The sequence below is a fragment of the Bacillus pumilus genome, from assembly GCF_003431975.1.
Lineage (GTDB): Bacteria > Bacillota > Bacilli > Bacillales > Bacillaceae > Bacillus > Bacillus pumilus_N.
Map to the genome: position 1 here is coordinate 995,573 of NZ_CP027116.1, position 19,697 is coordinate 1,015,269.

Here is a 19,697-nt window from a genome sequence, read left to right on the forward strand (position 1 = left end):
GACAAATAATGACTTATGTTATACTTATATGAGCAGAAACATGGAAGGAGCTTTTATTGAATGGCTAAAGGGATCATGACCTATGATGTCGGCGAACAAGTTGACCTGCATTTATTAATTAAATCATCTACTAAAGGGATAGCGAGTAATGGCAAACCATTTTTAACGTTAATTCTTCAAGATCAAAGTGGAGATATTGAGGCGAAACTATGGGATGCGAAGCAGAATGATGAACAAACCTATGCCGCACAAACCATTGTGAAGGTAGTAGGCGATATTCATCATTATCGCGGGAGGAATCAGCTGAAACTTAGGAATATACGCCCTGTTGCTGAAAATGAGCAAATTCGAATTGATGATTTTCTCGAAACAGCTCCTATTCCAAAACACGATATGATGGATACGATTATGCAATATATCTTTGATATGAAAAACCCTAACATACAGCGTGTCACAAGACATTTGCTGAAAAAATATGGACAGGAATTCGCTGATTATCCAGCAGCAACAAAAAATCACCACGAATTTGTCTCTGGTCTTGCCTATCACGTGGTGTCTATGCTGCATTTGGCTAAATCGATTGTTGATCTATATCCATCACTAGATCGAGATCTTTTATATTCAGGCATCATCCTTCATGATTTAGGAAAAGTAAAAGAGCTTTCGGGCCCAGTTTCCACCACTTATACGGTGGAAGGGAACTTAATTGGCCATATCTCCATTATGGTGACAGAAATTGCGAAAGCTGCTGAAGAGCTTGGCATTGATACAGAAGAAATCCTAATTTTACAGCACTTAGTACTCAGTCATCACGGAAAAGGAGAGTGGGGCAGCCCGAAACCGCCAATGGTGAAGGAAGCTGAAATTCTCCACTATATTGATAATTTAGATGCGAAGATGAACATGATGGATCGTGCGCTCGAGCATGTGAAGCCGGGAGAATATACAGAACGCATTTTTGCGCTAGAGAATCGTTCGTTTTATAAACCAACCTTTCATCACGAGTAACCATGACAAAACGTCCGTTTATGCGGGCGTTTTTTTCATAACTTGTCTTCTTTTCGCATAATCATGTAACACAAAGGAAGAGAGAGCTGTTCTGAAAAAAGGAGGCGATGAAAAAATGTTGTTTTTTCCGTGGTGGGTGTATGCATGTATCATTGGCATTATTTTCTGTGCGTATAAATTAATGACAACAGCCAAAGAGGAGCAAGAAATTGATCAATCCTTTATTGAAAAGGAAGGAGAAATTTTTATCGAGCGAATGGAACAGGAAAAAGAGCGTAGACGACAGGATCAGCAAATGAAAAGATCCCAGGATACGGCGAATCATGAAGATCACTCGATTGCTTAAATCTAGCCATATTACAAAAAAACCCCTCTGCACGTTTAATGACAGAGGGGGTTTTTGTGATTATTGGCCTTGTTGATTTTGTGCTGGTTGTTGAGATTTTTCTTTGAACGTGTTTTCAAGTTCTTTGTCTTTTACCTTCACATCAGCATCTTTAACCAATTTGTTTAGGATGGTTTGGATTTCATTTGTGTCTGCTTGCTTTTGATTAAGCAGTTCCTTTTTCAAGTCTGCTTTCATGTCATCATATTTACCGCGTTCTTCGGTCTTTTTAATGATATGGTAGCCGAATTGTGATTTCACTGGTTTGCTGATTTCATTTACTTTTAGTTTGAAAGCCGCTTTACTGAAGTTCTCGTCCATTTGACCTTCTTTTGCGAACCAGCCTACATCGCCGCCTTGTGCTGCTGAAGCGGTGTCAGTTGAATATTCAGATACAAGGGCATCCCATTTTTCACCTTTATCTAATTTCTTTTCCACTTCGTCAGCTGTTTTCTTATCAGCTACTAAAATGTGGCTTGCACGGATTTTTCCTTTTAGGTCATCGTAATACGCTTTTACTTCTTTGTCAGTGATTTTGATGTTAGCTTTGGCAGCCTTTTGAGTCAGCAGCTCATATTTCACTTGATCTTTGATGTAATCTTTTCCGAATTCATCTTGAAGTTGTTTTAAACGATCTTCACCAAGTGTCTTTTTATATTCTTCCAATTTCTTATCAATTTCTTTATCAGATACTTTGTATTTGTCAGCAAGAACCTTTTGTTGAACAAGTAGGTTTAGCGCATCTCCACCTGCTTGTTTTTTAAGAGTTGAATAAAGCTCTTCTTTTGTGACATCTCCTGATTTTGTTGTTGCGATGACATCTTTATCACCGCTACTGCAAGCGCCAAGAGTTAATACACTAACTGCTGTTACAGCTGCTAAAGCCATTTTTTTCATTCAAAAAACACTCCTAATCTTTCCAATTTATTTACCATTGCTTGTATCATAACATATTGTGACACGCAGTAAAAAGAAATGCAAATGGAAGGGCATTCGTCTAGTCAAAAATTTGCACGCGACATACACATATAGTGATCACAAAAAGGAGGCTGAATTATATGGGAGCAGGATATTCTAATGGATTTGCTTTATTGGTCGTGCTATTCATTTTGCTGATCATCGTTGGTGCAGCATATCTTTACTAATTAAATCGGTGTGACAGAAAGGAGCCGTCCTGCCGTGCGTGCGGGCGGTTCTTTTTTCAAACGATGACAGGTGCCTAAACGTTTTCAATTTTTCTGCATACACTGAGCTTAGAACAGAGGAAGAACTGGCAGGAGGTGTTTTCACATGGGAGGAGAAGTCTTTGCTGGCGGTTTTGCACTAGTCGTCGTGTTATTCATCTTATTGATCATTATCGGTGCATCTTGGATTTGCTAATCATTAATATACACAAAAAGCTGCCCTCAAACTGGCAGCTTTTGCTTTGATCTTAAATAGAAATGGTAATTTCAACAAATGATGAGATCAGTAAGATCAGTATCGATACATTGATAAAGCGAAACACCTTATCTTGCCGTTCTTCAGGAATCTCTCTGACAAGGCATAATGTATTAGTAAGCCTGTTTATTGAATACACAATAAACGCGGCAAAGACGATGAAGTAAAATAAAACTATCGGAGATCCCCCCTCTCTATGCTATTCCCATACTACATTACCAAATTTTTTATGAAAAAGATAGAAGTTGGCTTTAAAAACCTCATGATGAGGATGTTTGGTCAACTAAAATATCAAACTCGTCCTGAGCTTGATCGATGATGCAGGATTTAGGTGCTTTGAGCAGTTTCCATGCAAATAAAAAGTCAGGCAAACAATAGCCTGCATGAATACTTGCGATGATGATAAAATAGTGTGCGTACGTTGGAAACGCCACGCCTAACATAAAGTAAACCGGTGAGATCACACAAAATGGGCTGAGTAGTGATAGTATCATCACCTTCTTAGGCACGCGCTGCCAGCAATTTCGTTTAAATAACGTCATTTTTTTCTTGTTTTTCATCACTGGGATCAAGTGAACTACACGGTGGACAAGCAATGTCACAAGTAAAAGCACAGCAAAAAGTGGTGCGTTGTGGCTGCTTAGTCTCGTTTCAGGATGAGTCAGTTGAAAACATAAAAAAGCCATAATGAAAAAAAAGATAGTAAGACTTATTGCTGAAATCATCAGTCTCGTATAACCATAATCCTTTTCAAGATTAATGGTCTTCCAACAATTCATTTTCATCCTTCCAATCTTAAAAAACTAATTGAATATCTCAAGATAATTTACTCTTCCTGAGGAGAAAAATCAATGGTTTTGATGAAAAAAAATAAAATGTTGTGTTCATATGGAATAAAGAGAGGAAACTTTGGATTTTTCAAGAAAAAAAGACGGAAGGGGGAGGTTCGTCTCTTTCGTCAATGAGTAATTTCGGCTAAAATAGAAAGACTAAGAGAAAGAGGGAACGTACATGAGTATTGAGGAACGATTGAGCCAGCTCGAATATTATATGGAACTTTTGCTGACGGTGACCGATATGAGCCGTTATCCATATTATGCATTATTGATCAGGCAGCGGGTATCGAAAGAAGAGGCAGGGGAAATTAACCGTATTTGTGCTGAGCTTTCGGAGGAAATGGACAAGCAAAAAGCACAAGGCTACGTCATGTTTGACGATCTCCTTGCGCTTTTTGCAGGACAGTTAATTGAAAAGCTAGATGTCCATGAGACGATATTTGCTTTGAATGATCAAGGGCTGTTTCAGCCGTTAATGAATGAATTTATAAAGATCATTAAACAATTTGATTTGCTTTAGCCGATTTTTCTGCCTCAGCTGAGTCCTCAAGTTCCTCAGGCTTTTTCGTGACCTTTCCTCGCTCATTCAAAAAGCCCTTTTCAATGTTTGAAAACGATTTCTCAAAAATCTCCATGAAATCCTCACCATAAACGTTTCGGATAATACACATCATTTCTAAAATCTCAGGGAACTTTCCGTAAATGTCATGGAGCGGCTGAGCGCCTTTGACAATACCAGTTCGTGCCGGGTCGAAATCTTCGAGTAGTTTATGGAATGTCTCTTCGCCTTTTGGCGTTAGTTCAATATACGTATTGCGTTTATCGTTTAACTTTTTAGAAAATTTTAAAAATCCTCGTTCCTCCAGTTTCTTGGAGAAGTTAAACGCCGTTGATACATGCATGACGCCAAACTTTGCAATTTCTGATATTGAAGCTCCTTTTAATTGATACGCAATCCACAAAATATGATGTTCGTTGATATTTAGGTTATACGGTTTGATCCACTGCTGCCAGTCTTTTTCAATGGATTTCCAAAGAGCTTTGCTCAATTGGGCCATTCTTTGACTGAATAAAAGTGCTTCTTTTACATCGAAAGGCTGTTCCGAATGATTCATCCATTTCACCTACTTCTCTTTTTCTTGTAATTCTATTATGCCAATAAAATAAAGATTAATAAAGCTGAAAATTCAAGAATTTTTAAAAGTCATGAAAAACATTGACAAAATAACCTTTTTTCAACAAAAAAAGTGCGGGATACGCACCCCGCACACTTTTGTAAACGAATATTTTTTTTGAAGTATATTAGTTTTGTAAGGTTTTCTCCAGTTGTTTGAGCTTTTCCTCAATTTCTTGAATTTCCTTTTGCAAGTCCTGCTGATGAGGTTTAATTTCCTCTCGCCATTGCTGAATCGATGTTTGCAACTCAGTTCCGACTTCTTTAATAACCTCTGCACTTTCTTTTGCTGTTTCCACAATTTGCTCTTTTAAAGCTTGTCCATCTCTTTTTAATCTTGTCAGCGTATCTTCGAATTTGTCATAGCCGTCTTTCATCTTTCCGCGCACATCTCTGCCGGAAGAGGGAGTCGTCAGGAGCACCGCCGCACCTCCGAGGAGACCGCCTACAAATAACCCTGTTAATAAAGAACGTCCACTAGCCATTCAAATCACCTCTAGTCAAATTTTACACATTCGCATGTTCTCTCTAAGCTGACGATCAGCTTCATTGAACTTCCATACATAGCTTGCTTTATTTTAGCATACTTTTGAAGAAAAGGGAGGGGAGAAGGTTGTCTGTCTTTCTGTTCGTTTTTACGTGTATCGGAGTCGTTTTCACAGGTGGTTCTATTCATTATGCAAGACAGCTGGGGTATGCAGGGTCTTATCCGCCAAAACATGTATTAAAGCAAAAAGCACTTGTGTGTGCGGCAGGTGCAGGGATTTCGCTCCTCATTTTGTTGTTGACCCTTTTTCTTTTATAAAAGCATGAAAAAAACCTCTTCATCTATTATGAAGAGGTTCAATGATTCGTTAAGCAATTTCTATCATTCTTGCACGCTTCAAAATGGACTGAGCAATTGGGAAGACAAATACCATAGCAATGGTATTAATCACGGCTGCTGGCAGGACAACGCCCACAAGAAGTGCCGGTAATGCAGCTGGCAGTCCAGTGATCAGTAAAGCGGCAGATAGGAAAATCACGCCGGATACGATGGTTCCGATAGCAGTTAACACAGCGGTCAGCACCACTTTGTTCTTTATCTTCAAGCATGATAAGAAAAGGGCTAGGAAGATAAAGGCTGTCACTGGTTTATCAATCATATTTGGAATTTGTCCGCCTGGGAAACCCGTCGTTAATGCAGAAATGGCGCCTGTTACGAGGCCAATCACCACTACATGCTGTACCTTAGGGAAAAGAATGATGCTTAAAAACATCATGACCAGCATCATATCAGGTTTCATTCCGAAAAAGATGGGCGGGAAAATCGTATGCAAAACAGCTCCCATTGCTGCAAGCAATGACATAATGACTAATTCTTTTGTTTTCATTTCTATGCTCTCCTCTGCTAAGCTCTTAGAACTCTCCAATAATATGGCTCATCATTTATTGCAAGAGTCATCACTTTATATTTCTCGTTATTATAACAAATTTATTTCTCTATAGAAAAGCTTTTTACTCATTTTCTTGCTGGAACTTTTTCATAAAGTCTGCAAGCTTTTGGCAGTCTTCAATCGATACGGCATTGTAAATAGATGCTCTACATCCACCGACAGAACGGTGGCCGGCAAGTCCCACCATTTTCTCCTGCTTGGCTTTCTCTACAAAGGAAGCGGTGAGTGCATCATCACGAAGAGTAAATGTGATATTCATATGCGAACGGCTGTCAGAACGTGCATGTCCTTTGTAAAAACCGCCGCTTTGATCAATTGTATCATAGAGAATGCCTGCTTTTTGTTCATTTCGTTTTTCCGCTGCTTCTACGCCGCCAGCCTGCTTCACATGCTCAAGGACAAGAGACAGCATATAAATCGCAAAAGTCGGTGGTGTGTGATAAAGAGAGTTGGCTTTTGCGTGTGTTGAATATTTTAGTATGTTCGGTGTACTACTTTTCTCTTTCTCTAATAAACGTTTGCGCGCGATCACAATCGTGATACCAGAAGGTCCTAAGTTCTTTTGTGCCCCAGCATAAATGAAATCAAATTGAGAAACGTCGATTTTTTTGCTGAGAATATCACTGGACATATCCGCAATGAGCGGTAATGATGTGTCTGGGAACGATTTCCACTGAGTGCCGAAGATCGTATTGTTTGATGTGATGTGTAAGTAAGCACCATCTGTTAAAGCGGATGCATCTACATCTGGAATATACGAGTAGTTGTCGTCCTTACTTGAAGCGAAAACAGATGTTTCACCAAACCCTTTTGCTTCTGATAATGCTTTTTCTGACCAAGCGCCTGTTTGAATGAAATGAGCCGTTTCGCCTTCATGTAAAAAGTTCATAGGAATCATCGCAAATTGAAGACTAGCTCCGCCCTGTAAAAAGAGGACTTCATAATCTTCAGGAATGTCCATCAGTTCCACCAACAGTGCTTTTGCCTTATTGTGGACTTCTTCATATTCACCGCTGCGATGAGACAGCTCCATCACAGACATTCCAGTTTGTTTAAAATCAACAAGTTCTTCCTGTGCCTTTTCAAGCACTTCTAGCGGCAGTGCCGCCGGACCAGCATTAAAATTCGTCGTTCGCTTCATCACAATCTCTCCCTATTTCTCGCGTTAATGGATCAAAAGATAAAACCATCCTATCACAAATTTGAAGCAATTGGACAAAAAATTTGAATCGTTCTAAATATCTTACTATTAAGAGATAGAGGGAATAAAAAGAGGCAGAAATGAGAAAAACCTCATCTGTTAAGATGAGGTAAGATTGTTGACAAAGGGCTAAAATGATGTTCATTTTAGCCCTTTGTCTTCTTTTCAGCGTGATAGAAAACCTTTGAAGTATAGGAAGGACGAGCACCGGAACGGAGCGAATTTGACATTCGTGAGTACCGGCGCGCAGACCTGACAAAGAATGCGAGGGTTTGTCTACACGCTGACCTCATCTGTTAAGATGAGGTAAGACGTGCGTTGATAGCGGAAGAGATGTCTTTTAAATCTTCTGCCGTGTATTGATCTTGATGTGATTTCCATACAGCACCAAAGCCATCGCCTTTGCCGTAACGCGGAATGATATGCATATGGTAGTGGAACACAGATTGTCCGGCTTTTTCACCGTTGTTGTTCAAAAGGTTTAACCCAATTGGTTCAAATTCTTGTTTGATCGCCCTCGCAATTTTCGGAATTGCTTGGAAGTAGTGATTAGACACTTCTGGCGTCATTTCGTAAATGTTCTCTTTATGTATTTTCGGGATTACAAGGGTATGTCCTTTTGTTACTTGGCTAATATCAAGAAAAGCCAATACATGCTCGTCTTCATATACTTTTGCACATGGAATGTCTCCATCAATGATCTTGCAAAATATACAATCGCTCACGCCATGTCACTCCTCATTCATTTTCCTTCATCGTATCACAAAAAGAAGCAAAAAAGAAAACAGGACAAGCGAACTCCTTTGGTCGCTCATCCTGCTCCTGCAGAAGAAATGCTGATGCTTTCATTCGATATGCCTTTTGAATTCTCTATTTACTGAAATAAAGAATTCATATGCCTGCTATTTCTGCCGTAAACACCTCATTTGACGTTTTGGTTTGTCGTATACATATTGTATAGGACACAAAAATCAAGAATCAGTGAAGCAAAACAGAAGCTAAGGTTTTTAGATGAAAAACCAACTTGTCATGCGGTTCTTTGCCTTTAACAAACACCTCATTTACTTATTGGTCATCAAGTTCATTTCTTCTACATACATTATGATGACCAACGCGCCTAATTTTTATTCATGCCGTGTTGATAGGTAAACATTTCAAATTATCTTTCGTTTTTGGTACTATAAAGGAAAAAGGAAAGAAAGGAACGAATTCATGTCCCTTCTCACTGTAAAAGATGTAACGGGTGGATATACGAAGAATCCCGTTCTAAAAAATATTTCATTTGAATTAGAAAGAAATCAAATTGTCGGTCTCATTGGCTTAAATGGGGCGGGGAAAAGCACAACCATTCGTCATATCATCGGACTGATGAAACCGCATAAAGGTGTCATTGAATTGAATGGACGAACCCTTCAAGATGATCAGGAGGCGTATCGTTCGCAATTTACGTTTATCCCAGAAACTCCTGTTTTATATGAAGAATTAACCTTAAAAGAGCATTTAGAGCTGACAGCGATGGCTTACGGCCTGTCAAAGGAACAGTTAGATGAACGTCTGCCATCATTGCTGAAAGAATTTCGAATGGAGAAACGGCTGAAATGGTTCCCAGCTCATTTTTCAAAAGGAATGAAGCAGAAGGTGATGATTATGTGTGCATTCCTTGTGGAACCAGAACTGTATATCATCGATGAACCGTTTTTAGGTCTTGATCCTCTTGCCATCAATGCACTGCTTGAACGGATGAATGCTGCGAAGGAAAACGGCGCTAGTGTCCTCATGTCAACGCATATTTTGGCGACAGCTGAACGCTATTGTGATTCCTTTATTATTTTGCACGAAGGGGAAATCAGAGCGAAAGGAACCCTGACAGAGCTGAGAGAACAGTTCGATATGAGAGATGCGACACTCGATGATCTTTATTTGGAATTAACAAAGGAAGAAAGCTATGAGTAAAACAACGCAAACCATTTGGAAATCTCGATTAGAGGAACACATACAAGAAACCAGAAAATATTTAAAATACATGTTCAATGATCATCTTGTCATTGTGCTCATTTTTTTCCTTGCAGGCGGAGCGAGCTGGTATAGCAACTGGCTCAAACAAATTCCAGCTCATTTCCCATCCTACTGGGTCATGGCAGTTGTTTTCTCATTGGTGCTGACTAGCTCATACGTGCGTACGTTGATTAAAGAAGCAGATCTCGTGTTTTTGCTTCCTTTGGAAGGAAAGATGGAGCCTTATTTAAAACAGGCTTTTAACTTTAGCTTCATTTCTCAGCTGTTTCCTCTTATTGCCGTTTCCATTGTCGCACTCCCGCTTTATTCGGCCGTGTCTTCAGGCGGCATCAAGATGTATGTGCTCATATTGGCGCAAATGATTTTGATCAAGGGTCTGAATACAGCGATTCAATGGAGAATGACGTATTTTCAAGGAAAACAGATGAGATGGCTTGATGCAGTCCTTCGTTTTCTATTGAATATGATTTTAATCTATACCGTTTTACAGGCATCCTATGCAATCGCAATCGTTTTTTATCTCATCTATGGTGTCTATCTTGTTTACTTAACCAATGCAGTCAAAAAGCAGCCTTTTCAATGGGAATTGCATATTTCTGACGAATTAAAACGAAAACAGCGCTTTTATCGTTTGGCCAATTTATTTACAGATGTGCCTCATTTAAAGAAGCAGGTCAAAAGAAGAGCCTATATGGATTGGCTTTTGCCGTTTGTTCCGTACGACCAGCGCAAAACGTTTTCTTACATGTATGTGAGGGCATTTTTACGTTCGAATGACTATTTTGGTCTCGTGTTTAGGCTAACAGCCGTGTTTGTGCTGATTATTTTGTATACAGGTGCAGCAGGCTGGGTAGGCGCATTGCTTGTCTTGTTCACCGTATTTATCACAGGTGTTCAGCTTGTGCCGTTAACGAAACACTTTGCCCATCTTTCTTTACAGGCACTATATCCAGTTGCTCAGGAACAGAAGGATCGGAGCTTTTTTGTTCTCGTCCGTAACGTACTCATCATCCAATCGATATTGCTGAGCTGTGCAGTACTGCCGGCAGGAGGGTGGCAGGGAAGTGGACTGGCCGTTCTCATTTCGCTCGCATTTGTGCTTGTTCTCTTCAAGCCTTACGTACTTGGTCGATTAAAAAAGATGAGGTAAGTGGAAATAGGTTCTTAACAGCGAATGTAAGATGACATCAAGGAGGGGACCGGATGAATGCAGCTGAACGGGAGTTGTATGAAGAAGCTATTCTTTTTCAAACGCATTTTTTAAGAAAACCTTCAAAAATTGAACGGTTTTCAAAAGGAGTTCAGCAGCAGGTGAACCGCCGAATTCCTGCTCGTTTTCATCAAGTCATGACAAGTGCGGTTAAAACAATGGTTGAATCCACCGTGTCAGGATCGCACTTCACATCATTTTCGGTCATTGATGAACAATTAACGATCGTAGAGCGGAATGAACTGGCGAAGGAGAAAGTGAAGTACTATCAAAAGGCAGCTGCCATTGAAGGAATTGGAACAGGTGCAGGTGGTTTATTTCTTGGAATGGCAGACTTTCCGCTGCTGCTTAGCATTAAGATGAAATGTCTTTATGAGCTGGCATGTATTTATGGCTTTGATTTGTCTCACAAAGAGGAAAGGCTCTTTTTGCTCTGTATATTTCAACTCGCCTTTTCTAGCAGTGCACATCGTCAAAAAATGATCAGCATGATAGATGATTGGGAAACGAGCCGTGAGGAGATGGATTGGTACAGCTTTCAGCAAGAGTATCGAGATTACATTGACCTAGTGAAGCTGTTTCAATTAATGCCGATCGTCGGAGCCGCTGTTGGCGGTGTGGCAAATCATCAGCTTACAGGACAGCTCGGAGATGTCGCCCGTCATGTGTTTCACTTACGAGTGTTGAAAGAAATCAGCATGTAGACAAACCCTCGCATTCGTTGTCAGATCTGCGTTCCGGTGCTCACGATTGTTCAATTCGCTCTGCTCCAGTACTCGTCCTTCCTATACTGCAAAGGTTTTCTAAAACGCTGAAAAGAAGACAAAAGCCGCTGTCGCCAGCGGCTTTTTTTATTCATCGTAGGAAAGGACGGCGTGAGCGAGGACCTTTGCTGCGATAGGCATTGCTTTTTCGTTGATATCAAACTTCGGATGGTGATGGGGATACGCATCCTGTTTGTTTTCTGGCATGGCGCCTGTGTAGAAGAAGGTCCCAGGGACATACTGAAGGTAGTAAGCAAAATCTTCTCCGCCCATTTGTGTTTCCGCTTCTTTCACTTCTTTGACACCGTCTGTTTGTTTTGCGATGTCTGCGATATATTCAGTCGGCTTTGGATGATTTTTAACAGCAGGATACCCTCTCACATATTCATAGGTGTAGGCGGCGTCATGCATGTCGCATATCCCTTTTACAACCTGTTCAATTTCTCGTTCGATGGTGTGCCGTGCGCTTTCTTCAAAGGATCGTGCAGTACCAGTTAACGCAGCTGAATCTGCGATGACGTTAAAGGCATTCTCTGCTACAAATCCTCCAACCGATACAACAGCAGAATCAACTGGATTGACTTTACGGGAAACGACTTGCTGCAGGTTTGCAACGATTTGTGAACCGATGAGAACGGCATCTTTCGTTAAGTGAGGCTGTGCACCGTGGCCGCCTTTTCCTTGGACGCGAATAGAGAAACGATCGGCGGCTGCCATGAAATTCCCGCTTTTATACAGAATAGTACCACAAGGCTCTGGAGACCAAAGGTGCGTTCCGAATATGACGTCGACACCGTCTAAGCAGCCATCTTCGATCATTGGTTTTGCGCCGCCTGGGGCGTATTCTTCCGCGTGCTGATGAATGAGGACGATTTTCCCCTTTAATTGATCACGATGCGCATGCAAAATGTTCGCTAAGACAAGCAGTGTCGCTGTGTGCCCATCGTGCCCGCATGCATGCATCACACCGGGCTTGGTCGATTTGTAAGGCACTTCCTTTTCGTCGTTGATGGGAAGTGCATCAAAATCAGCTCTGAGGGCGATCGTCGGCCCTGGGGAACCTCCTTCGATAAATGCGAGTACACCATGTCCGCCCACCTGTGTACGTGTTGGTATATGTAATCTGTCATAATAGCTGGCGATGAAAGCGGCTGTTTCTTCTTCCTGAAAAGAAAGTTCAGGATTCATGTGAAGATGGCGTCTAATTTCAACCATTTCCTCATAATGTTCATCAAGACGTTCGTTGATGCTTTTTTGTAAAGTGGATATGGTCATTGATTTGAAAACCTCCTTCATGCTCTTTTACTGATTGTATGGTAATTGTTAGAATCTTTCAACAGAAGAGAATGTCGTTTGCTGCACCTAAAAGGTCATCTTACATAAAAGTCGAAGTTGCTATGAAGCGGGGAAGGGAGGAATTGTATTGGGAAGCTGTCCAAATTGTTCAAAAATATTTTCTTTCGTTGAGAAATTTCATTTATCACATACGAAAATGATGATGTGTCCAAGCTGTCGGCATCAAATCAAAGAAACCTTTGTCTCAAAGATGAGTTTTTTCATGATTTGCTTGATTCCACTATTGGTGATGCTCATTCAATTGAAAGGTGCTCCGCCAATCATGAAGTGGCCAATCTTATTAGGATGGATCCTATTGAATTTCTATGTGCTTCAGCCGATCATTCATCGGTACGAGCTGATATCAAGAAGATAAAATGAAGAGCCCAGCTGTGGGCTTTTTTTCATGAAAAAAGAAGTGCTGAGAACAGCACTTCCTTAATTGTCGGTAACGGCATGGTAGGATGTGAGATAGGCCGGACGAGAGAAGATGGAACCAGTATCATCGTTTGGCTGAAAGAATGCTTCTGATTCTTGAAAGTCTTGAAACAAGTCCTCTGATTGCCAAAGTGTCAAAATCAAATACACTTCTTCATCTTTTTTCGGTCGTAAGACACGGAGTGCCTGGAAGCCGCGCTGATGTTCTGACATGTTTGTCTTTTTCTGAAAAGTAGATTCAAAAAGTGCTCTGCTTTCAAGTTTCACAGGAATATGATTTAAAGTGACGAACCCAGATTGAACTAGCTCACCTTTCGCATAAATCACATCATAGGCATGAGGGGCTTTAAAAATCGTCTCGCCCTCCGTTTCATGACAAAGAGCTGCTTGTTCTTTTCCGACCATATAAAGCAGATGTTCTTGATCGTGTTTCTTTGCGATTTTATGCAAGAAATCTGCTGTTCCATATGTGATATAGACATTCATCTAAACCGCCTCCTGCTTGATAGTATAACAAAAGAATGATATATAATTCTTTGGTAGTCAATCCATAAAACATATTATGAAGCAATACATCCCATACTATCCGTATAAAGGAATGAGGTGACCTAATTTGAAGAAAAAGAAGATAATCATTCCATTAGTCATTGCAGGAAGTACCATCGTACTTTCATTTATTGGCTATCTGACCATTTTATTTTTAGGACATTATGTCATAGATGAAAAGAAGCTTGTTTTTCACGCTTCCTCCCAAATCATTGATCAAAATGGAAAAGAACTCACAACGATGTATTCGGAAAATCGGGACCCCGTGTCATTAAAGGAGGTACCTGATAAAGTAGCGAAAGCTTTTGTGGCTGTCGAGGACAAACGGTTTTATGAGCATCATGGTATTGATGCACAGTCAATTTCAAGGGCGGTGTATCGAGATATATTAGCAGGAGGAAAGGTAGAAGGCGGCAGTACAATCACCCAGCAGCTTGCAAAAAATATTTTTCTCACAAATGACAAAACCTTTCTGCGAAAAACAAAAGAAGTCATTATTGCGATTAATTTAGAAAGAGATTATTCAAAGGATAAACTACTCGAGATGTATTTGAATCAGCTTTACTTCGGTCATGGTGTCTACGGTATTCAGGCTGCAGCCAACTATTACTTTAGTAAAGACGTGAAAGATTTAACAGTCAGCGAAGGAGCTACACTCGCTGCGATGCCAAAAGCCCCATCAACTTATTCGCCTGTTTTACATCCAGATAAAAATAAACAAAGGCGGGACACCATCCTTAATTTAATGAATGAACAAGGATATTTATCTTCAACAGAAACAGTAGAAGCAAAAGGGAGAACACTAGGGATTCATTTGAAAAAGAAATCAGAAACACCTTGGGTGGACAGCTATGTCGATCTCATCATTAAGGAAGCAGAATCAGAGTATGCGATTTCTCATGAACAATTGCTTCAAGGCGGCTATACGATCACAGTTCCAATCGATATGAATTTGCAAAAGGTTACCTATGATGCGATGAAAAACAATCGTTATTTCCCGGGAAAAAGCGGGTCACCTGAAAGCAGCGCCGTCTTTATTGATAACGAGTCTGGCGGAGTAAAAGCAGCGATCGGAGGGCGAGAATATCAGGCAAGAGGCTATAACAGAGTGACTGCTGTTAGACAGCCTGGATCTGTTTTCAAGCCGATTGCTGTATATGGTCCGGCGATGCAGGAGAAAAAATTCAGACCTTATTCACTGCTTGAAGACAAGGAAAAAAGCTATGACGGCTATTCTCCAAAGAATTACGATGGGCAGTATGAAGGCAAAGTTACAATGGTGGATGCCCTTATGAAAAGTAAAAATACAGCTGCGGTTTGGACATTAAGTCAGCTGGGCATTGGTACCTCGAAATCATATCTCGAGAAAATGGGAATGGATATTTCGGATCAAGGACTTGCCATGGCGCTTGGCGGCTTAGAAAAAGGGGTTTCGCCACTTCAAATCGCAGGAGCTTTCCACACATTTGCAAATGAAGGCGAATATAAAAAGCCTTTCTTCATTCAAAAGATCACCAATGATGAAGGAGAAACGGTAGAGAAGAATCGCAATAAGTCAGAACGAGTGTTTAGCGTACAGAATGCTTGGAATATGACGAGAATGCTGCAGCAAGTCGTCAAAGGCGGAACAGCCCAGAGCGGTTCATATGCTGGCGATTTAGCAGGTAAAACAGGTACGACCACATATTCGGGTGTGAAAGGTGCAACAAAAGATGCTTGGTTTGCCGGCTATACGCCAAGTACAACGGGTGCGATTTGGATGGGGTATGACAAAACGGATAACAGTCACTATTTAACTGGCGGTAGTCAATATCCAGTGCAGCTGTTTAAAGATATTTTAACGGCAGCTCACATCACCAATGAAACGTTTGAAAAACCAGAGGGAATTAAAGAACTTCAATCGCCAATCCATTTAGAGGAACTTTCAGGTTTTGAAGCCCGCTATGCGTTTAAGATCAAAGGGTTATTTACATTAGAACTGTCTTGGGACAAGCAAGAGGATAAACGGGTTGAATATCGCATTTATGAAAAGAGAAATGGAAGCGAGACGCTGATCGATTCAGTAACAGGAATGGGCAGCTACACAATGCCATATGCGAATGTGTTTTCAGATGCACAGTATAAGGTTGTTCCATATAATACCCAAACACAAGAAGAAGGCGAAGGCAGTCCGTATGTCAAGCCAGAGGCTTTTGGACGTTAATATTCGGCGATTTTTTGAACATTGAGCCGCTTTAGTATACCGTACCTTGAAAAAGCGGTATAGTAAAAGCAGTGTTTGAGCCTTATACAAAGAGAGTGTAAGGCGAAAGGTGGAATGAAAGGTAATGGGAAAAACGAAAGGTTTTAATGACACGTTCTTAAAGGCGTGCAAAGGGGAAAAAACAGACCATGTACCAGTTTGGTATATGAGGCAGGCAGGACGCTCGCAGCCTGAATATCGTGCCCTTAAAGAAAAATATGGGCTATTTGAAATTACGCATCAGCCAGAGCTATGTGCTTATGTAACAAGACTTCCTGTAGAGCAATATGGTGTAGATGCCGCGATTTTATATAAAGATATTATGACCCCGCTTCCCGCTATTGGAGTGGACGTTGAAATTAAAAATGGAATTGGACCTGTCATTGATTCACCGATTCGGACAAAAGCAGATATCGAACGTCTTGGGGAACTTCATCCAGAAGAGGACCTTCCATATGTGCTTGATACCATTCAGCTTTTAACGAAGGAACAGCTGAATGTACCGCTCATCGGTTTTGCCGGTGCTCCATTTACGATGGCAAGCTATATGATTGAAGGCGGTCCATCTAAAAACTATCATAAAACAAAAGCGCTGATGTACAGTGAGCCTGAGACATGGATGCTGCTCATGAACAAATTAGCTGATATGACGATCACGTACATACGTGCGCAAGTTAAAGCTGGGGTCCGTGCATTTCAAATCTTCGACTCATGGGTTGGCGCTTTAAATGCAGCAGATTATCGGACATTCATTAAACCTGTTATGCAGCGAATTTTCACAGAATTGAAGAGTGAAAATGTACCAATGATCATGTACGGAGTTGGTGCTAGCCATTTAGTGAAAGATTGGCATGACCTCCCGCTTGATGTTGTTGGGCTAGATTGGCGTATGAGTGTAGATGAAGCGCGAAAAGAAGGGCTTACAAAAACGTTACAAGGGAATCTTGATCCAACGATTTTACTTTCTCCTTGGGAAGTCATTGAGGAAAGAGCAAAAGAGATTTTAGATCAAGGGATGAAATCGGGTCACTTTATCTTTAACTTAGGTCATGGGGTCTTTCCTGATGTTTCACCAGATACGTTAAAGAAGCTGACTGATTTTATTCACGACTATTCAGCTAAACATAAAAAATCATCCATCTAGACTATTTCAACTGATCTGAAGGAGTGTTGGTTGTGGAGAAAAAGAAAATGGGGCTTCTTGTCATGGCATATGGCACCCCATATAAAGAAGAAGACATTGAGCGTTATTATACACATATTCGCAGAGGCAGAAAGCCGGAGCCAGAGATGCTGCAAGATTTAAAGGATCGCTACAAAGCAATTGGCGGTATTTCTCCTTTATCAAAAATTACAGAGCAGCAGGCAAACGGTTTGTGTGATCACTTGAATGACATTCAAGACGACATTGAATTTCATGTCTACATTGGCTTAAAACATATTGAGCCTTTCATTGAGGACGCAGTTGCTGACATGCACAAGGACGGCATTACAGAAGCTGTGAGTATCGTCCTTGCGCCGCATTTTTCAACCTTTAGTGTGAAATCGTATAACAAACGTGCACAAGATGAGGCAGACAAGCTCGGTAATCTACAAATTACGTCTGTTGAAAGCTGGTACGATGAGCCGAAGTTTGTGGACTATTGGGTGAAGCAAGTAAAAGATACGTATGCATCAATGAGTCAAGACGAAAGAGATTCGGCCGTACTTATTGTGTCTGCACATAGTCTGCCTGAAAAAATTATCGCAGCAGGAGACCCATATTCTGATCAGCTCGCACAATCTGCCAAAATGATTGCAGAAGGTGCAGGAATTGAACACTATGAAATTGGCTGGCAAAGTGAAGGCAACACGCCGGATCCATGGCTTGGACCAGACGTTCAAGACTTAACGAGGGACTTATTTGAACAAAAAGGCTATCAAACATTCGTGTATGTGCCTGTAGGTTTTGTTGCTGATCATCTTGAAGTGTTATACGACAACGACTACGAATGTAAAGTCGTGACAGATGAAATTGGTGCTGCCTATTATCGTCCAGAGATGCCAAATGCGAAACCAGCATTTATTGATGCTCTGGCAGCAGTTGTTTTAAAGAAGCTTGACCATAGCAAGTAATTATATAAAAGAAGGCGATCCTATGCATGACAATCAAAAACACCTTGTCATCATTGGCGGTGGCATCACTGGTTTAGCCGCCGCCTTCTATTTGGAAAAGGAAGTCGAAGAAAAAGGTCTTCCGATTCAAATATCTCTGATTGAAGCGAGCCCTAGGCTAGGTGGAAAAATACAAACATTATATAAAGACGGCTATATCATTGAACGTGGACCCGATTCATTTTTAGAACGAAAGGTTAGCGGACCACAGCTCGCAAAGGATGTCGGTCTATCCGATCAGCTCGTCAATAATGAAACTGGGCAAGCGTATGTACTTGTCAATGAAACCCTTCACCCAATGCCAAAGGGTGCTGTGATGGGTATTCCAACTCAAATCAGCCCATTCATTACAACTGGTCTTTTTTCAGTTGCAGGAAAAGCGAGAGCAGCAATGGATTTCGTGTTGCCAAAAAGCAAGCAGACGGAAGATCAGTCGCTTGGTGAATTTTTTAGAAGACGTGTAGGGGATGAGGTCGTTGAGAATTTAATCGAGCCTCTTCTATCAGGCATTTACGCAGGTGACATCGACCGCCTGAGCTTAATGTCCACCTTCCCGCAGTTTTATCAAACGGAACAGCAGCATCGCAGTTTGATTCTTGGGATGAAAAAATCACAGCAGCATGCGAAAGCGCAGCAAGTGACTGCGAAAAAACAAGGACAGTTCCAAACGATCAATCAAGGACTGCAAGCACTTGTGGAAGCAGTAGAAAGTAAACTCAAGCTGACAACAGTGTATAAAGGAACAAAAGTGAAACAGATTGAAAAAGCGGATGGAGGCTACGGCGTGCAATTAGACAGCGGTCAAACACTTTTTACCGATTCAGCTATAGTCACGACGCCGCATCAATCGATCTACTCCATGTTTCCAAAAGACGCAGGGCTTGAGTATTTGCATGACATGACATCTACTTCCGTTGCAACAGTAGCACTTGGTTTTAAAGAAGAGGATGTTCATAATGAATATGATGGTACGGGTTTTGTCATCTCAAGAAACAGTGATTTCTCTATTACAGCCTGTACATGGACGAACAAAAAATGGCCGCATACAGCTCCGAAAGGAAAAACGCTATTGCGTGCATATGTCGGAAAAGCTGGTGACGAATCGATTGTCGAGCAGTCAGACAGTCAAATCGTCAACATCGTACTGGAAGATTTAAAGAAAATCATGGATATTAAAGCAGATCCAGAACTGACGACCGTCACTCGCTGGAAGACCAGCATGCCGCAATATCACGTCGGTCATCAAAAAGCCATTTCGAACATGCGAGAAACGTTTAAGCAATCATATCCTGGTGTTTATATCACAGGTGCTGCTTTTGAAGGTGTTGGAATTCCTGATTGTATTGATCAAGGAAAAGCTGCCATTTCAGAGGCTGTATCTTACCTATTTTCATAAAAAAACAACTCCCTTTTCTAGTATGGAAAGGGAGTTTTTCGTGTTCGAATGATTCAAAAAGAGTTGTGCATGATAAAAAGAAACAAAGTTGTTGCATCCATCGAAAAGGATGTGGT

24 protein-coding genes are annotated in these 19,697 nt (G+C 41.0%); 14 read left to right on the forward strand and 10 right to left on the reverse strand.

Going from position 1 to position 19,697, the window contains the following annotated elements:
• Window positions 1-60: 60 nt before the first annotated feature.
• Both yhaM and C5695_RS04870 read left to right on the forward strand, forming a co-directional pair.
• Window positions 61-1,008, forward strand: coding sequence for a 3'-5' exoribonuclease YhaM (gene yhaM / locus C5695_RS04865; RefSeq protein ID WP_106041471.1), 948 nt, complete (start codon window positions 61-63; stop codon window positions 1,006-1,008).
• A 115-nt stretch (window positions 1,009-1,123) separates the two neighbouring features.
• Window positions 1,124-1,354 (forward strand): sporulation YhaL family protein, encoded by a 231-nt coding sequence (locus C5695_RS04870; protein ID WP_117729663.1) that lies wholly within the window; start codon window positions 1,124-1,126, stop codon window positions 1,352-1,354.
• A 60-nt stretch (window positions 1,355-1,414) separates the two neighbouring features.
• Here the strand turns inward: C5695_RS04870 and C5695_RS04875 are convergent, their stop codons facing one another.
• Window positions 1,415-2,290: a peptidylprolyl isomerase gene (locus C5695_RS04875; protein WP_117729665.1), complete on the reverse strand. Its 876-nt coding sequence runs from the start codon at window positions 2,288-2,290 to the stop codon at window positions 1,415-1,417.
• A gap of 161 nt (window positions 2,291-2,451) precedes the next feature.
• Here C5695_RS04875 and C5695_RS04880 point away from each other — a divergent pair, with 161 nt between their 5' ends.
• On the forward strand, window positions 2,452-2,538 hold the full coding sequence (locus tag C5695_RS04880; protein ID WP_008361129.1) for a YjcZ family sporulation protein: 87 nt from the start codon (window positions 2,452-2,454) through the stop codon (window positions 2,536-2,538).
• Between the two features lie 145 nt (window positions 2,539-2,683).
• The gene (locus C5695_RS04885) at window positions 2,684-2,773 is read left to right on the forward strand and encodes a YjcZ family sporulation protein (protein ID WP_017360317.1); all 90 of its coding nucleotides are present in this window, start codon (window positions 2,684-2,686) and stop codon (window positions 2,771-2,773) included.
• Between the two features lie 52 nt (window positions 2,774-2,825).
• Here C5695_RS04885 and C5695_RS04890 read toward each other — a convergent pair whose 3' ends face one another.
• Both C5695_RS04890 and C5695_RS04895 read right to left on the reverse strand, forming a co-directional pair.
• Window positions 2,826-3,011: a hypothetical protein gene (locus tag C5695_RS04890; RefSeq protein WP_072368131.1), complete on the reverse strand. Its 186-nt coding sequence runs from the start codon at window positions 3,009-3,011 to the stop codon at window positions 2,826-2,828.
• An 82-nt stretch (window positions 3,012-3,093) separates the two neighbouring features.
• Complete coding sequence (locus tag C5695_RS04895; protein ID WP_117729667.1) at window positions 3,094-3,612, reverse strand: DUF3267 domain-containing protein; 519 nt, start codon at window positions 3,610-3,612, stop codon at window positions 3,094-3,096.
• Between the two features lie 232 nt (window positions 3,613-3,844).
• Between C5695_RS04895 and C5695_RS04900 the strand changes: the two genes are divergently transcribed.
• Window positions 3,845-4,189, forward strand: a complete 345-nt coding sequence (locus C5695_RS04900) for a YhaI family protein (RefSeq protein ID WP_117729670.1) — start codon at window positions 3,845-3,847, stop codon at window positions 4,187-4,189.
• Here C5695_RS04900 and C5695_RS04905 read toward each other — a convergent pair.
• Window positions 4,167-4,784: an HTH-type transcriptional regulator Hpr gene (locus C5695_RS04905; protein ID WP_117729672.1), complete on the reverse strand. Its 618-nt coding sequence runs from the start codon at window positions 4,782-4,784 to the stop codon at window positions 4,167-4,169. The genes C5695_RS04900 and C5695_RS04905 overlap by 23 nt on opposite strands.
• 187 nt (window positions 4,785-4,971) lie before the next feature.
• Entirely contained in the window at window positions 4,972-5,328 is a 357-nt protein-coding gene (locus C5695_RS04910; protein WP_007497160.1) for a YtxH domain-containing protein, read from the reverse strand.
• A 128-nt stretch (window positions 5,329-5,456) separates the two neighbouring features.
• Here C5695_RS04910 and C5695_RS04915 point away from each other — a divergent pair, with 128 nt between their 5' ends.
• Window positions 5,457-5,648: a membrane protein YhzF gene (locus C5695_RS04915; RefSeq protein WP_003211362.1), complete on the forward strand. Its 192-nt coding sequence runs from the start codon at window positions 5,457-5,459 to the stop codon at window positions 5,646-5,648.
• A gap of 49 nt (window positions 5,649-5,697) precedes the next feature.
• On the opposite strand, the gene C5695_RS04920 is transcribed toward C5695_RS04915, so the two are convergent.
• The 3 genes from C5695_RS04920 to C5695_RS04935 form a co-directional block, all read right to left on the reverse strand.
• A complete protein-coding gene (locus tag C5695_RS04920) occupies window positions 5,698-6,216 on the reverse strand; it encodes a tryptophan transporter (protein ID WP_117729674.1) in 519 nt (172 codons plus the stop codon).
• 124 nt (window positions 6,217-6,340) lie between these two features.
• Complete coding sequence (serC, locus tag C5695_RS04925; RefSeq protein WP_117729677.1) at window positions 6,341-7,420, reverse strand: 3-phosphoserine/phosphohydroxythreonine transaminase; 1,080 nt, start codon at window positions 7,418-7,420, stop codon at window positions 6,341-6,343.
• A gap of 356 nt (window positions 7,421-7,776) precedes the next feature.
• Window positions 7,777-8,205 (reverse strand): HIT family protein, encoded by a 429-nt coding sequence (locus tag C5695_RS04935; protein WP_117729681.1) that lies wholly within the window; start codon window positions 8,203-8,205, stop codon window positions 7,777-7,779.
• A 487-nt stretch (window positions 8,206-8,692) separates the two neighbouring features.
• On the opposite strand from C5695_RS04935, the gene C5695_RS04940 reads away from it, so the two are divergent.
• Genes C5695_RS04940 through C5695_RS04950 form a run of 3 tightly spaced genes read left to right on the forward strand, consistent with a single transcriptional unit; the run spans window position 8,693 to window position 11,410 of the window.
• Window positions 8,693-9,433 carry an ABC transporter ATP-binding protein gene (locus tag C5695_RS04940; RefSeq protein ID WP_117729683.1) on the forward strand — a complete coding sequence of 247 codons (741 nt, stop codon included), beginning with the start codon at window positions 8,693-8,695 and terminating at the stop codon, window positions 9,431-9,433.
• Complete coding sequence (locus C5695_RS04945) at window positions 9,426-10,646, forward strand: ABC transporter permease (protein ID WP_117729685.1); 1,221 nt, start codon at window positions 9,426-9,428, stop codon at window positions 10,644-10,646. Before C5695_RS04940 ends, C5695_RS04945 begins: the two co-directional genes overlap by 8 nt.
• A gap of 53 nt (window positions 10,647-10,699) precedes the next feature.
• Entirely contained in the window at window positions 10,700-11,410 is a 711-nt protein-coding gene (locus tag C5695_RS04950) for an EcsC family protein (protein ID WP_117729688.1), read from the forward strand.
• Between the two features lie 147 nt (window positions 11,411-11,557).
• Here the strand turns inward: C5695_RS04950 and C5695_RS04960 are convergent, their stop codons facing one another.
• Window positions 11,558-12,745 carry a M20 family metallopeptidase gene (locus C5695_RS04960; protein WP_117729692.1) on the reverse strand — a complete coding sequence of 396 codons (1,188 nt, stop codon included), beginning with the start codon at window positions 12,743-12,745 and terminating at the stop codon, window positions 11,558-11,560.
• Between the two features lie 283 nt (window positions 12,746-13,028).
• Between C5695_RS04960 and C5695_RS20380 the strand changes: the two genes are divergently transcribed.
• Window positions 13,029-13,181 carry a hypothetical protein gene (locus C5695_RS20380; RefSeq protein ID WP_233230808.1) on the forward strand — a complete coding sequence of 51 codons (153 nt, stop codon included), beginning with the start codon at window positions 13,029-13,031 and terminating at the stop codon, window positions 13,179-13,181.
• Between the two features lie 62 nt (window positions 13,182-13,243).
• Here C5695_RS20380 and C5695_RS04970 read toward each other — a convergent pair whose 3' ends face one another.
• On the reverse strand, window positions 13,244-13,729 hold the full coding sequence (locus tag C5695_RS04970) for an antibiotic biosynthesis monooxygenase family protein (protein ID WP_117729696.1): 486 nt from the start codon (window positions 13,727-13,729) through the stop codon (window positions 13,244-13,246).
• 127 nt (window positions 13,730-13,856) lie between these two features.
• Here C5695_RS04970 and C5695_RS04975 point away from each other — a divergent pair, with 127 nt between their 5' ends.
• From C5695_RS04975 to hemY, 4 genes are all read left to right on the forward strand, one after another.
• Window positions 13,857-15,992 carry a transglycosylase domain-containing protein gene (locus tag C5695_RS04975; protein WP_117729698.1) on the forward strand — a complete coding sequence of 712 codons (2,136 nt, stop codon included), beginning with the start codon at window positions 13,857-13,859 and terminating at the stop codon, window positions 15,990-15,992.
• Window positions 15,993-16,116: 124 nt separating this feature from the next.
• Window positions 16,117-17,175, forward strand: coding sequence for a uroporphyrinogen decarboxylase (hemE, locus tag C5695_RS04980; protein ID WP_117729700.1), 1,059 nt, complete (start codon window positions 16,117-16,119; stop codon window positions 17,173-17,175).
• A 32-nt stretch (window positions 17,176-17,207) separates the two neighbouring features.
• Window positions 17,208-18,146 (forward strand): ferrochelatase, encoded by a 939-nt coding sequence (gene hemH, locus C5695_RS04985; RefSeq protein ID WP_117729703.1) that lies wholly within the window; start codon window positions 17,208-17,210, stop codon window positions 18,144-18,146.
• Between the two features lie 22 nt (window positions 18,147-18,168).
• On the forward strand, window positions 18,169-19,581 hold the full coding sequence (hemY, locus tag C5695_RS04990) for a protoporphyrinogen oxidase (RefSeq protein WP_117729705.1): 1,413 nt from the start codon (window positions 18,169-18,171) through the stop codon (window positions 19,579-19,581).
• Window positions 19,582-19,697 lie beyond the last annotated feature (116 nt).